Genomic DNA, 13,031 nt, shown 5'->3' on the forward strand with positions numbered 1-13,031 from the left:
TTGTCTAATGATTGTATACCCCAAATCTTTGTATACACTGTGTGCGCAGATATCAATTGCCTGCGGGCTCCTCCCGTCAGGCTCAGCCATGAAAGATGCATGATGAGCGAGACTACCATCCTGAGCATTGCTAACCTTCACGACCGCGTAGAGGCGATTTTTCGTAAGGCAGGGTTGAACGCTATACAGGCTGCGGCTGTCGCTCGTGTGATTGTTGCGGGTGAACGCGATCACTGCAAATCTCACGGCATATACCGTATCGAGGGTGCGCTTCGCACAGTCAAGGCCGGTAAGGTCAAAGCAGACGCAATTCCTGAAATCGTGAAAGACGAAGCCTCCGGTATCGTGCGCGTCAATGCGAATTTCGGCTTTGCAAACCCGGCTTTCGAGCTGGGCGTGCCAATACTTGCCGAACGCGCGCGCAGACTCGGTATCGCAGCGCTTGTCATCAATGACTGCACCCATTTTTCGGCACTCTGGCCTGAAGTTGAAGCGCTGACGAGTGAAGGCCTCGCTGCACTCGTCATGTGCCCGAGCTATGCAACCGTAGCCCCGACCGGCGGCAACAAGCCGTTGCTCGGTACCAATCCTTTTGCCTTTGGCTGGCCACGCAAGGAAACATCGCCTTACGTCTTTGACTTCGCGACCTCTGTTGCGGCACGAGGCGAGATCGAACTGCATCGTCGCGCTGGCAAACAATTGCCGGAGGGCTGGGCGCTGGATGCACAAGGCAACCCAACGACTGACCCGGAAACAGCGCTTGCGGGTGCAATGCTTCCTTTTGGCGGACATAAGGGGTCCGCGATCAGCACGATGGTTGAACTGCTCGCCGCCATCATGATCGGCGACCTGACCAGCCCCGAAGTGCTTGATTTCCTTGGCACGACGACATTATCGCCAGTGCACGGTGAGCTCATAATCGCATTCTCACCGGAAGCCTTTGCCAAAGGCCGCCCCGGCGATCCATTTGCTCGTGCAGAGACGTTCTTTGAAGCCATCGTCGGACAGGGCGCGCGGCTGCCATCACAACGCCGCTTCAAGGCACGTGCGGAATCTGAAAGCGAAGGCGTCAAGCTTACCAAAGCGGAAATCGACCAGCTCGATTTGCTGCTGGAAAAAGGTTTGGATGCGATCTCCTAATACAAAAAAGCCCTCCGAAAGGAGGGCTTTTTACTTTCAGGATATATTCAAGCAGCGTATTTCTGGACAGCACCCGGAAGCTTGCTCCACTCGGCGTACCAACTGTTGAACAGTTTGAACTGCGCTTCGACATAGCCGCGCTGACTTTCGGAAAGAGTATCTGTTTCGTTAAAGTGCAGCGTGTATTCTTTGTCGCCCTTCAGAACCATCATGTGCTTGAAATAGAGCACCAGGTCTGGACCTTCATCGAACGAGGAAAGCACAGCAAGCGCCTGTTCGAGTTCAAGCGCACGCTGGCGTGCATCGGCATCGCCGCTCGCGGCAGCTTGCGACAGCTTGCAAAGCTGAATGACTTCCTTCGGCAGAACATTGCCGATGCCGGTGATAGCACCGGTTGCACCACAGTTCACAAATCCGTGGAACACAGCCGTATCAACACCAATCATCAGCGTGACATCATCATCGCGGCTGGTGATGTTTTCGGCTGCATAACGCATGTCAGCAGGGCCGCCAAATTCCTTGAAGCCAACGAGATTTGGATGCTCTGCGCGCAATGCGAAGAACAGATCCGCACGGGTGGCAAAGCCATAATAAGGGCTATTGTAGATGACGGCTGGCAGATCAGGTGCAGCCGACAGGATGGCCTTGAAATGTGCCTTCTGCGCTGTAATCACCGAACCGCGCGACAAAACGCGCGGGATAACCATAAGGCCCTTGGCGCCAACCTTCTGTGCGTGTGCTGCATGCGCCGCGGCGACGGCTGTGTTCACAGCGCCGGTTCCAACAATGACAGGAATGCCCGCGGCAGCCAGGCGAGCAACGCCTTCCATACGCTGTTCGTCGGTGAGGAGCGGCCAGTCACCCATCGAACCACAATAAACGACAGCCGACATACCGGCGGCGATCAGTTCCTTACCCTTGCGTACCAGCGCATCATAATCGGGTGTGCGATCATCCTTGCATGGGGTCATCAGAGCCGGAATCACGCCGGAAAAAATATTGGCAGCCATCTAAAACTCCTCTCAGAGCATTTCCGTCTTTCGCTAAGTAACGTGGATCAGAAAATGCAGCAAAACAAAAACCAGAGCGATTGAAGCACTGGCGACGCGAAGCCGCCTTTCAGCCTCTACAACTGATATATCAGTCTGTATTTTATTTGTCGACAGGAAATATGTAGAGTTACAAACTTATTTCCAGACGATCAGCCCGCATCACCAGTTTCTGAACCTGACGTACGATCTGCTCTGCATGTTCATGGGCAAGCTGCTCGGCCAATTTCATGTCCCGTGCTGCGATTGCAGCGATCATTTCTTCATGCTCCTCCACGAAACGGCGGGGCAACTGATCATTGTAGGACTGATAATAGAGCCGCAAAATACGCCGACCCTCATCCAACAGGCGCTTGAAGAGGTTTGTGAAATAGGGATTACGCCCCGCTTCTGCGATTGCAAGATGAAGTGATGCGTTGGTTGCAATCATTAAAAGCGCGTCCTGCGCTTCCACAGCCTTGGTGAACTCTGCCTGATGCAATGCGATGATATCCAGGTCTTCCTGTCGATAGTTTTTAGCCGCAAGCTGGGTTGTGACGCGATACATCAAGGTCAGCGCGTCGAAATAGGTATGCATGTTCAGGAAATCAATATTCGACACCATGGTCGAGCGATTTGGCAAAGTGTCGATCAACCCCTCGCCTGCCAGCCGCACCAAAGCCTCTCGGATTGGCGTACGGGACATTTTGAACCGCTCTGCAAGCTGCACTTCGTCGATCGGGCTACCAGGGGGCAACACCAGATCGAGAATTTCATCCCGCAGCAGATCATAGACCATTTTGCCACCAGAACCACGCCGGCGCTCGGGGATGGCGTTATTATCGCTTTCCGTCATTGGTCTATCCTTTTGCAATGATCAGGCAAATGGCTCTGTTGGCCCCTTGGCAGGCGGCGTAAACCAATGCGCGCCTTCAGCACTCATATAGATATGGTCTTCCAGACGTACGCCAAACTGTCCCGGCACGACAATCATCGGCTCATTCGAGAAACACATACCCGCTTGGAGCGGCAACGGATTGCCGCGAACAATATATGGTGCTTCGTGGATTTCCAGCCCCAGACCGTGGCCCGCACGATGCGGAAGACCGGGAAGCTGATAATCTGGCCCTAACCCATGCTTGATAAGCACTGCGCGGGCGGCATCATCAAGGCTGGAACAGGCAGCACCAATCTTTGCAGCATCGAACACAGCTTGCTGCGCCTGCCGTTCAATCGTCCAGATGCGCTCAAAATCGGCTGTCGGCTCATCCAGCATATAGGTGCGGGTCAGATCGGAATGATAACCATCGATCCGGCAACCCGTGTCCACCAAAATAACATCGCCATTTTTATAGACCTGTTCGCCATCCGCGCCATGTGGCAGCGAGGTTGCTTCGCCAAAGGACACGATACAGAACGTCGAGCCGCCAGCAGCGCCCAGCTCACGATGCTGCTCATCGATAAAGCGCACGACATCGGAGGCTGCTATGCCCGGACGAATGAACTGATGCGCGCGGCGATGCACTTCCAGCGTCAGCCCCATGGCATATTTAATGATATCGATTTCGTTCTGCGATTTGACGATACGCTGTTCACGAATGATTGGACCGGCATCAACAAGTCGATCAGCACCAATCTCGCGGCGCAGGGAATTGTAGACGAAGAGTGGCACAGCATCGTCAACGGCAAGCGTTTCACCGGCTTTCAGCAATGAGGCAACGAGAGCCGCACTGTTTTGCTCTTCCTGCCAAATGCGGATTTCGCCAGCCAAATGCGGGAGGCTCTCCACACGGCTCTGCTCAAAACCCGGAACAACATAGACTATCTCGCTTTGCGTAATGACCGCACCAAGCAGACGCTCGCTCAAATGCCAGACAAGTCCAGTGTAATAAAGCAGGCTCTCGGTCGATCCAAGCAGCAAGGCACCAATGTTTTTTTCGCTCAAACGACTGCGCACTACGTTAATGCGCTCCAACCGCTCCTCATTGGAAATGCTTGGATGTTGGGTTTTGAGAGACATTGCTTATTCCTTTCAGCCGCCACACACTCTGTGAAACGCTTAAAGGATAAATCTCTGTACGCAATTTGTCGACAGGATTACACTTTCACTAACCCAGTTCGCTTGAGCAGGCCCATCAACAACAGCGGGGGCAGCGTTGTCAGCAAAATTGCAATGAACGCCATGGCCATGCCAAGCCCAATTGATCCCTGTTCAAACTGACGCCAGATAAAGATGGAAATAGTCTGCATACCGACAGGCGCCACCAGTGTAGAAGCGACCAGCTCACGCGTAGCCACTGCAAAGACCAGCAGCATTTGAGTAATCAGGCTTGGCGCAATAAGTGGTAGTATGATGCGGCGGAAGGTCCTAAAACTGCTTGCTACACAGACACGCGCAGCGGCTTCGAGATTATCACCAATCTGATGAAACGCCGCTGTCGCATAACGGATCGACTGCGGCAGCAGGATACAGCAATAGGCAAGCAACAGAATGAGCGGCGTATTGTAAGGTGAAATGAGCAGTGATGGCTGGTTCCACGCAAGGATAAGACCGACGGCCACCACAACACCGGGAAGCGAATTTGGCAACACTGTTAGAACATCGAACCAGAAACGCCCACGGCAACGCATTTTCACAACTGCATAGGCAGCGATAGCCACCAGCAAACCTGTCAGAAGCGCACTTGCTACACCCAATGAAAGAGTGTTGGTAAACGCTCGCATAGCGCCCGCGCTGTTATCAGCGATATCTGCAAAATTATCAAAACCGAGATTGGACAGCGTCAACCCGCCGGAAACGGTCTTCGACATGGCGGTAGCGAGAATGGCAAGGAGCGGCACTCCGGTTGCGGCAAATGCCCCCCCAAACAGGATGACGACAGGAACCTTGAACGCGCCGAGATCGCGCTTGTCCTTGTTCTGCGGTTTACCGCCAGTCGTCACATAAGAACGGCGCGTCAAAATCCAGCGCTGAAGCATGAAAGCCGCAAGCGACAACAAAACAAGTGCCAGTGAGAAGACAGCAGCACCGGAAAGGTCAATAGGCCAGTCAGATATGCGCAGGTCGATTTCCGTTACCAGCACGTCGAAGCCCGAACGACTTCCAAGCGCTGCTGGTGTGTCATATTCCTCGATTGCCGAAGCGAATACGAGTAGCAGGCTTGCTGCAAGTCCCGGCGTCGCCAACGGCACTTTATAAAGCGCCCGGAACACGGCGAGCGGCACTGCGATGATAGCCGACAGCACGACGACGCTGACACCGAGCAAAATGGTGTTTCCGGTCATGCGCAGGAGCTTTGGATCTTCAAACAATGCAGGCAAATGCACAAAAGGCGCGCTGAACACGCCCTGCCCGATCTGCGGAAAAATGGCCTGCAAAACAATGAAAATAAACGGAACCGCGACGACAATGGCAAGGCCGATGACGGCCACAAGCCCAAGCGGATTTGCAGCGGTAGCGGTCTTAGCACTCATGATTGCCTCAGCGGTATTCCCACCGCCTTGGAAAAGGCAGCGTTTTAAAAACAAAACAAAATGAAACGGCTCTCCTCAACAAGTGAGGAGAGCCGCCCGTTCATCACTTCTTCGCGCCAAAGATCGCGTTGAATTCCTTCAGCGTTTCGTTACGCTTGCCGTAAACAGCTTCTGCATCAATCTTCAGAATTTTAAGATCGCTGATCAGAGGACGGTTTGCAGCAACGTCGGAACGTGCAGGCATCAGATAGGCCTTTGCAACCATTTCCTGGCCTTCATCGGAAAGCATGTAATTGATGAACTGCTTGGCTTCGTCCTGATTTTTCGACCAGTTGAGGATCATAGCCGGACGCGGCGCAATGACGGTGCCCGATGTTGGGAAGATCACGTCAATGGCTTCACCCTTTGCCTTGCCTGCAAGCGAGATGTAATCGACAGCGCCGAAAACAGCGGCTTTCGCGCCCTGAAGCAAAGGGGTCAGCGCTTCTGCATTGGCACCGGCAGCAACCTCGCCGTTTTCATGCAGATGCTTGAACAAGTCCCAGCCCTGCTCCGCCTGCAAAGCTGCAACGAGTTCGAAAGTTGCGCCCGACTGCGATGGATCCGGCAGGTTCACCAGATCCTTGTATTCCGGCTTGGCAAGATCAGCCCATTCGGTCGGCTTTGGCGTCTTGCTATTCGGGTTCCATGCGATACCGAGAGCAGAAACGCCCTGTGCAACAGCGGTTTCATTCTTCAGAAAATCAGGAACCTTTTCAGCATTCGGGCTTGTGTAAGCCACGAGCCAGTCGCGCTTGGCGAAATCGGTTGCTGTGTCCCAAGAAGCCGAAATCAGAGCGTAGACAACAGGGTTGGCAGCTTCAGCTTCGATACGAGTCATGACCTTGCCGGTGGTTGCCTGAAAGACATTAACCTTCGTGCCGGTCTTGGCCGTGAAGCCAGCGGCCAGACCTTCAATCAGCTTGCCAGGACCAGCCGTATAAACGGTGATGTCGGCAAAAGCGGCCGTGCTTGCGAGAAAAGCGGCTGCGAATGCCATGCCTGCACCGAAGAGGGACTTCTTCATTAATCACTCCTGAGATGTGCCTGAGATGAAAGAGTTATTAGGCGAACCAGCGAAGCTGTTCCGCATCGGTTGCAATACCCACCGGAACACCCGGAGAATGACGAGCGCTATCGAGATAGGTCAGTTCGTGACCTTCATGCTGCGAACCGATGCGGACTGTTGTGAGATGTCCATCACCGCGGAACTGCGTGCGCAGAACAGCGGCGGGAATAGATGCGTCGCTCATTTCGACGCTGCGAACCGAACGTGACGGCAACAGCAGATGTGTCGCCTTTGCAGGCGCAGCATGGTGCGACAGGTGGATTTCCGTTTGCGCTATTCGATAGCCGGAATTTGCGCGTTCAACAGGCATCACACAGCCAAGCCGCAGAAAATCCGCAACTGCTGGCGCAGAAGGCTGCGCAACAAGCATTTCGGGTGCTGCAAGCTGTTCGATAACGCCCGCCCACATGATCGCGACCTGATGCGCCAGCGAGAAAGCCTCGCTTTGGTCATGCGTCACATAGATGGCGGTGAGACCGAGATTGGCGACGAGCTGGCCGATTTCGCTGACCATGTTTTCGCGCAATTCACGATCAAGATTGGAAAGGGGCTCATCAAACAATACGAGGCCCGGCTCAGCAACGATTGCACGCGCAACCGCCACACGCTGTTGCCGGCCGCCAGACATATCGCTAATTGAGCGATCGCCGAAGCCAATAAGACCAACGCGGTCGAGTGCAGATTTCACACGCGCTTGGCGCTCGACACGCCCGACACCACGCATTTCGAGTGGAAACGAGACATTTCCATAGACGGACACGTGCGGCCAGAGTGCGTAGTCTTGAAACACCATGCCAAGGTGGCGCTTTTCATGCGGCGCAAAACGACCACTCGCCGCATCAGCAACCTATACACCATTGATCGTGACGGACCCCCTGGTCGGCGCAAGCAAACCGGCTACGAGACGCAGAAGAGTTGTCTTCCCACATCCTGACGGGCCAAGTAGAGCAAGCGTGTGACCTTTTGGCAGTGCCAGATTAATGTTCTTGAAGATCGTATTGCTACCATAGGCAAGGCCTAAACCTTCTGCCTGTACAGCAATATCCGCGTGTATTTTGGTTTCATGTAACATAAGCGTGCAATCTGAACGGTTTGCGCGCTTTTATTCCGCCTGCGTGACAGTCAGATGACATCAGCACTCACAATCCACCGCCGGATACGGGAATCAGTCACCCAATCACCACATGACAAAACCACTTTTCTTTAAATGAAGACGGCTATACAAACCCAAATAGAATTTAAAGTGAATCTCTTCAAATAGTACAATATCGATTTTTATTGTTTAATTTCGACATTACAAGTTGAATATAATATTAAAAATTCTCTTATTTTAACGAAAACTGCACCAATATTCACTAGCATGCTTACTATATAAAATTTTCTAACAATTCCACAAAATGAACATTGATATGGACTTGGAATACCCATAGAATTCCAAATCAGTGATTTGAAATAAATACATATACTTGTGATGCGAACAACATCGGAGGACGGCTGATATCAGTCTGTTTTCGGCATACAGGAGGGAATATGTGTATTAAGTTTAGTATGTTTGTATCTTCTTTGGCGGTGGCAGTTCTATCTCCGTCAATCGTCTTTGCTCAGACAACAACTGCGCAGTTTACAGTGCAGATAACGATTGCTGGCGCCTGCCAGATCAATTCAGCAACCAACATGGATTTTGGCTCTCATGGGGTGCTCACGACGAACACCGATGCGACCAGCCTTGTTACAGTGCAATGCACAAACACCACGCCCTTTAATCTGGCACTCAGTGCTGGCAGCGGCGGCTCAGGCGCAACAGTTACCAATCGCCTTATGACAGGCACTGGCGGCGCAACAGTTACCTATTCTCTTTATCGGACAGCTGCGAGAGACACTGTCTGGGGCACGACTGTCGGCACCAACACACTCGCGGGAACTGGCACTGGCGCACCGCAACAGTTCACTGTCTATGGCCGCGTGCCACCTCAGAACACCCCCGCGCCGGGCGTCTATACAGATACGGTAACGGCGACGATCACGTACTGAGAGCATAAAGGAAAAATATCATGCGTAGTCTAGTGTTAGCGGCGGCATTACTTGCCGGTCTGCACGTAACTCCTGCGCTTTCGCAAAGCGTATCGTTGCGTGTTTCACCTGTGCTTGTCGATCTTAGCGCGCCGACGGCAGCATCGAGCGTACGTATATCCAATGATGCGAAACGCCCAATCAGCGTGCAGGTAAGAATCTTCAAATGGAGCCAGAGCAACGGCGTTGACACCTATACCCCGGCCACCGATGTCGCAGTAAGCCCGCCAATTTCACAGCTCAAGCCGGGCGGTGAAAATATGGTTCGCGTGGTGCGTATATCCAAGCGCCCGGTCAAGGCCGAAGAAAGTTATCGTCTGATTGTCGATGAACTGCCAAGTGCTTCCAGAAAGAAATCCGGAACCGTTACCTTCGTCGTTCGGCATTCCATTCCGGTATTTTTCTCGCCGCCAGAAAATTCGGGCGCCGCAGTTGCCTGGAGCGCACAGCTCAAGGCAGGCGGCTATCAGATAACAGCACGCAATACCGGCGACAAACGGCTGCGCGTTTCCGATCTGGCTGTAAAAAGCAAAGGCGGCGCATCAGTCGCACAGCAAAAGGGACTTGTCGGATACGTACTGGGTAATTCCAGCGCTTCCTGGTTCATACCGGGAACCGGTGGCAATCGAGGTGGTGGCTCGCTGATAATCTCGGCACAAAGCGAAGCTGGCCCGTTTAATGCTCAAGCGAACGCCGGGGGCGGTTGACCTTGCTGTTCTGACGATTGCCTGTCTGACGATCTTCTCAGCCTTTCCGAAGGCTGCGGCTCAGGATTTGCCACCCCCGTTGGCGGAATTGAATCATTCTGACAGCGAATTTCTGGAGCTGCAACTTGAAGTCTTCGTGAATGGTTCGCCTAGTGAGTTGATTGCTGCCTTTCGTCAAACACCCGACGGGCTCCTTTTGATCGAGCCAGAGCAACTGAAGAATGTGGGCATCAAGCCTGCGAAAGAAGCAACAAGAGAGGATGGCTGGGTTGATATAGGTCGGCTACCCGGTGTGGTGGCGACTTACGATGAAGAAAACCAGACTGTGAGTTTTGACGCAATGGAGGGAAGCCGTGCAGCGCGCGTGATCGACGCGCAGGCTGATGACGTTCCACCCACAGAAGAGGAGGAAAAGCCTGCCATAACTAGCAATATGGGAGGGTTGGTCAACTATACCATCTATGGCTCGACCGGCGGCCCGAAATGGGATGACCTCACGTCATTCCAGGGTGTTTCCAGCTTGCTTGAAGGCCGATTGTTCGGACCTTATGGCATTCTCACCTCATCTCAAATTCTAAGCTCGTCAGATTCGGAAAACTTCAGTACGACGCGCCTTGATACGCGCTGGTCTTACTCCGATCCAGATCGCCTCATGACGTATAATGTTGGTGACATCATCTCCGGCAGTCTTTCCTGGACCCGTCCTACCCGTCTGGGTGGCATACAGATACGCCGCAATTTCAATCTTCGCCCTGATCTTGTGACGATGCCGTTGCCCGAGTTTTCAGGTTCGGCAGCAGTCCCATCAACTGTCGATGTCTATGTCGACAATGCCCAGCGCGCGTCACGCTCGGTGCCGTCCGGCCCATTCTCCATCACCAATCTGCCGATTGTGACCGGCTCAGGCACCGCACGGCTGGTTGTTCGCGATGCACTTGGCCGCGAAACGGTTTCGGAAACCCCGTTCTATGCATCCTCTGACCTTCTGGCGAAGGGGCTGGCAGATTTCTCCGCTGAAATAGGCTTTGCGCGTCGCTATTACGGCGTTGAGTCAAACGATTACGATGAAAGGCCCGTTGGTTCAGCGACACTGCGCTATGGTCTCACCAATCAACTGACCCTAGAAGCCCATGTCGAAGGTGCCAAAGATTTTTACAATGGAGGCGCAGGTGGCGTCTTCAATATCGGCACTTTCGGCATTGGCTCCGTAGCTGCATCTGCCAGCCGTTTTGGTGACGAGACAGGATATCAGGTTGCAGCCAGTCTTGAAGCCGAGCTCTGGGACATCAAGTTTTTTGCCAGAACGCAGCGGACTTTCGGTGATTTCAACGATATCGCTTCCGTCACCGCCGAGATCGCAAAGTTCGGACTCCCTTCAACAATCTATAGTGCCAAACCTCCGCGATCGCTTGATCAGGCATCAGTTTCGCTGCCGCCCATATTTGAAAATATGAACCTCAATTTTTCTTATGCGCAGCTTGAAACTGCAGATTTCGACAAATCGCGCATCCTCAGCATGACTGCGACCAAGGGGATAGGGCAGAAAGGCAACGTCTTTTTGTCAACCTTCACGGATCTGGAACGCAAAGGGACATTTGGTGTCTTTGCGGGCCTGTCATGGACGCTGGACAGCAACATCACAGCCTCAAGCGGCATATCCTCAGACGATAAAGGCGCCAGTGTCACTGCAGAGCTGATGAAATCAGAACAACCAGTCGTTGGAAGCACGGGTTGGCGCGTGCGAGGCTCCTATGGTCAGAACGACATCGTGGCGGCGAGCGGAAGCTACCGCAGCGCTATCGGTCGCGCGGAAGCAGGTGTCGAAAAATATAACGACAGCATAAGGGCCAATGCACAGTTTGAAGGCGCGATCATTGCTGCCGGTGGCGGCGTCTTCCTGTCCAACCGTGTTGATGACGCATTCAGCGTGGTCGATGTCGGCGCAGCTGACGTTGAAGTATTCTATGAAAACCGCTCGATTGGCAAAACAAACAAGAGCGGAAAGTTTCTTGTGACCGATCTTCGTTCCTACGAAGCCAATTCAATCTCAATCGACCCATCAAACCTGCCGCTTGACGCGAGCGTCGAGACAACCCGTCAGACTGTTCGCCCAAGCGACCGCAGTGGTGCTGTCGTTGATTTCAATGTTTCAGCGCAGAACAACCCCGTTCTTGTGACTGTCCGGGATGAGGCTGGGGAATACATTGAAACGGGATCATCCGCGCAGCTCAACGGAAGCGAAAATATAATCGTTGGCTATGACGGCCAGATTTATATCGAGAATGCATCTGCCGCCAATACGCTGACTATAGAACGATCGAATGGTGAAAACTGCACCGTCGCTTTCAATGCTCCCGCAAACGCTAGCGGACGAACGACAATACCTGATGCCGTGTGCCGGAAAGACCAATGGAAAAACAATTTCTGACTATCATTGCAACAATATTCTTGAGCCTTATGGGTATGACTGTAGCGCTTGCTCAAACTTGTACAGCCAGCATCACCAACATGAATTTTGGCTCAGTCAATCTTCAGGCAGGAGGTGCCGTGGATACCACAGCAACACTAAGCGTCAGCTGCTCAAGCTCACTTAATCTTCAGCTACTTATGCGCCTATGTCCTAATCTTGAAGCAGGAAGCGGAGGTAGTTCTGGCAGCAACCGCCTTATGATTAATGGTACAAACACACTGACTTATCAGTTTTACCAAGACGCCAACCGCACAATTCCATGGGGTTCATCAACAAACGCAACACTGGGAACAGTCCCTGCAATTGATGTTATTGCTCCTATTCTCGGTCCAGGAACAGCAACCCGTACGATTTATGGCCGTATTCTTGGATCACAGGCTTCAAAGCTTGCAGGCACATACCTATCAAATTTTTCCGGTGGTCAAGCGCGCATAAACTATGTTCGCTATCTGTTAGGAGCACCTGATTGTTCAACGGTTGTCGAAAACCCAATCCAGCCGACGTTTACAGTCCAGGCTATCGTCAACCGCTCTTGCACAGTGTCGGCAACGAACATCAATTTTGGCTCACAAAGCAATCTCCTCGTCAACGTCGATGCAACGGGTACGTTGTCAGTCAATTGCACGTTGGGTCTGCCGTACAGCATTGCTTTAAATGGTGGCCTGAGCAACGCTCAGCCTACTCAACGCAGAATGACACTTGGGTCAAATGATGCCATCGTATATGGGCTTTACTCCAATAGTGCTAGAACGGTTCCCTGGGGTAGTGCCGCAAACCAGATTGTGCCCGGCACAGGAACAGGAACAATACAAAATGTAACTGTTTATGGCCGTGTAGCGCCTCAAACCACGCCAATATCAGGTACTTATACAGATACAGTCGTCGTAACCATTAATTATTGATCCCGTACCGCGCCGCTTTAAAATCAAACACCAAGCCGCGAGTACGAAGAGTGAAGCTATTCGATCAGCTCGCGAAAACTCGTCATGAAGCTTGGGCCCAAATAGCCCAAGCCTATTTGCCTACCATCTTGG

At 52.7% G+C, this 13,031-nt stretch carries 10 protein-coding genes and 1 pseudogene; 5 read left to right on the forward strand and 6 right to left on the reverse strand.

What is annotated here, in order from left to right; translation table 11 throughout:
• The first annotated feature begins 102 nt into the window (after positions 1–102).
• Entirely contained in the window at positions 103–1,140 is a 1,038-nt protein-coding gene (locus H5024_RS11645; RefSeq protein WP_187548582.1) for an Ldh family oxidoreductase, read from the forward strand.
• Positions 1,141–1,187: 47 nt separating this feature from the next.
• On the opposite strand, the gene H5024_RS11650 is transcribed toward H5024_RS11645, so the two are convergent.
• The 6 genes and pseudogenes from H5024_RS11650 to H5024_RS11675 all read right to left on the reverse strand — a co-directional run bounded on the left by H5024_RS11650 (position 1,188) and on the right by H5024_RS11675 (position 7,822).
• Positions 1,188–2,150: a dihydrodipicolinate synthase family protein gene (locus H5024_RS11650; RefSeq protein WP_187546991.1), complete on the reverse strand. Its 963-nt coding sequence runs from the start codon at positions 2,148–2,150 to the stop codon at positions 1,188–1,190.
• A gap of 169 nt (positions 2,151–2,319) precedes the next feature.
• Complete coding sequence (locus H5024_RS11655) at positions 2,320–3,024, reverse strand: GntR family transcriptional regulator (protein ID WP_187546993.1); 705 nt, start codon at positions 3,022–3,024, stop codon at positions 2,320–2,322.
• 21 nt (positions 3,025–3,045) lie between these two features.
• The gene (locus H5024_RS11660) at positions 3,046–4,188 is read right to left on the reverse strand and encodes a Xaa-Pro peptidase family protein (protein WP_187546996.1); all 1,143 of its coding nucleotides are present in this window, start codon (positions 4,186–4,188) and stop codon (positions 3,046–3,048) included.
• Between the two features lie 77 nt (positions 4,189–4,265).
• Positions 4,266–5,642 (reverse strand): ABC transporter permease subunit, encoded by a 1,377-nt coding sequence (locus tag H5024_RS11665; RefSeq protein WP_187546999.1) that lies wholly within the window; start codon positions 5,640–5,642, stop codon positions 4,266–4,268.
• A 103-nt stretch (positions 5,643–5,745) separates the two neighbouring features.
• Positions 5,746–6,708, reverse strand: coding sequence for an ABC transporter substrate-binding protein (locus tag H5024_RS11670; RefSeq protein WP_187547001.1), 963 nt, complete (start codon positions 6,706–6,708; stop codon positions 5,746–5,748).
• Positions 6,709–6,745: 37 nt separating this feature from the next.
• Positions 6,746–7,822 (reverse strand): annotated as a pseudogene (locus H5024_RS11675) (ABC transporter ATP-binding protein).
• Between the two features lie 458 nt (positions 7,823–8,280).
• On the opposite strand from H5024_RS11675, the gene H5024_RS11680 reads away from it, so the two are divergent.
• The 4 genes from H5024_RS11680 to H5024_RS11695 are packed head-to-tail and all read left to right on the forward strand — an operon-like array spanning position 8,281 to position 12,899.
• Complete coding sequence (locus H5024_RS11680) at positions 8,281–8,781, forward strand: spore coat U domain-containing protein (protein WP_187547003.1); 501 nt, start codon at positions 8,281–8,283, stop codon at positions 8,779–8,781.
• A gap of 20 nt (positions 8,782–8,801) precedes the next feature.
• Positions 8,802–9,527 (forward strand): molecular chaperone, encoded by a 726-nt coding sequence (locus H5024_RS11685; RefSeq protein WP_187547006.1) that lies wholly within the window; start codon positions 8,802–8,804, stop codon positions 9,525–9,527.
• Positions 9,499–11,955 (forward strand): fimbria/pilus outer membrane usher protein, encoded by a 2,457-nt coding sequence (locus H5024_RS11690; protein ID WP_187547008.1) that lies wholly within the window; start codon positions 9,499–9,501, stop codon positions 11,953–11,955. The genes H5024_RS11685 and H5024_RS11690 overlap by 29 nt, the downstream gene beginning before the upstream one ends.
• Positions 11,937–12,899, forward strand: coding sequence for a spore coat protein U domain-containing protein (locus H5024_RS11695; RefSeq protein WP_187547010.1), 963 nt, complete (start codon positions 11,937–11,939; stop codon positions 12,897–12,899). The genes H5024_RS11690 and H5024_RS11695 overlap by 19 nt, the downstream gene beginning before the upstream one ends.
• Positions 12,900–13,031: the final 132 nt, after the last annotated feature.

The sequence above is a fragment of the Ochrobactrum sp. Marseille-Q0166 genome (assembly GCF_014397025.1).
In the GTDB taxonomy this organism is placed as follows: Bacteria; Pseudomonadota; Alphaproteobacteria; order Rhizobiales; family Rhizobiaceae; genus Brucella.

Excerpts from the sequence above, each read along its gene's own strand:
- H5024_RS11660 (WP_187546996.1), bottom strand. The coding sequence starts at position 4,188 with ATGTCTCTCAAAACCCAACATCCAAGCATTTCCAATGAGGAGCGGTTG.
- H5024_RS11685 (WP_187547006.1), top strand. The coding sequence starts at position 8,802 with ATGCGTAGTCTAGTGTTAGCGGCGGCATTACTTGCCGGTCTGCACGTA.
- H5024_RS11690 (WP_187547008.1), top strand. The coding sequence starts at position 9,499 with ATGCTCAAGCGAACGCCGGGGGCGGTTGACCTTGCTGTTCTGACGATT.
- H5024_RS11680 (WP_187547003.1), top strand. The coding sequence starts at position 8,281 with ATGTGTATTAAGTTTAGTATGTTTGTATCTTCTTTGGCGGTGGCAGTT.
- H5024_RS11695 (WP_187547010.1), top strand. The coding sequence starts at position 11,937 with ATGGAAAAACAATTTCTGACTATCATTGCAACAATATTCTTGAGCCTT.
- H5024_RS11670 (WP_187547001.1), bottom strand. The coding sequence starts at position 6,708 with ATGAAGAAGTCCCTCTTCGGTGCAGGCATGGCATTCGCAGCCGCTTTT.
- H5024_RS11645 (WP_187548582.1), top strand. The coding sequence starts at position 103 with ATGAGCGAGACTACCATCCTGAGCATTGCTAACCTTCACGACCGCGTA.
- H5024_RS11650 (WP_187546991.1), bottom strand. The coding sequence starts at position 2,150 with ATGGCTGCCAATATTTTTTCCGGCGTGATTCCGGCTCTGATGACCCCA.
- H5024_RS11665 (WP_187546999.1), bottom strand. The coding sequence starts at position 5,642 with ATGAGTGCTAAGACCGCTACCGCTGCAAATCCGCTTGGGCTTGTGGCC.
- H5024_RS11655 (WP_187546993.1), bottom strand. The coding sequence starts at position 3,024 with ATGACGGAAAGCGATAATAACGCCATCCCCGAGCGCCGGCGTGGTTCT.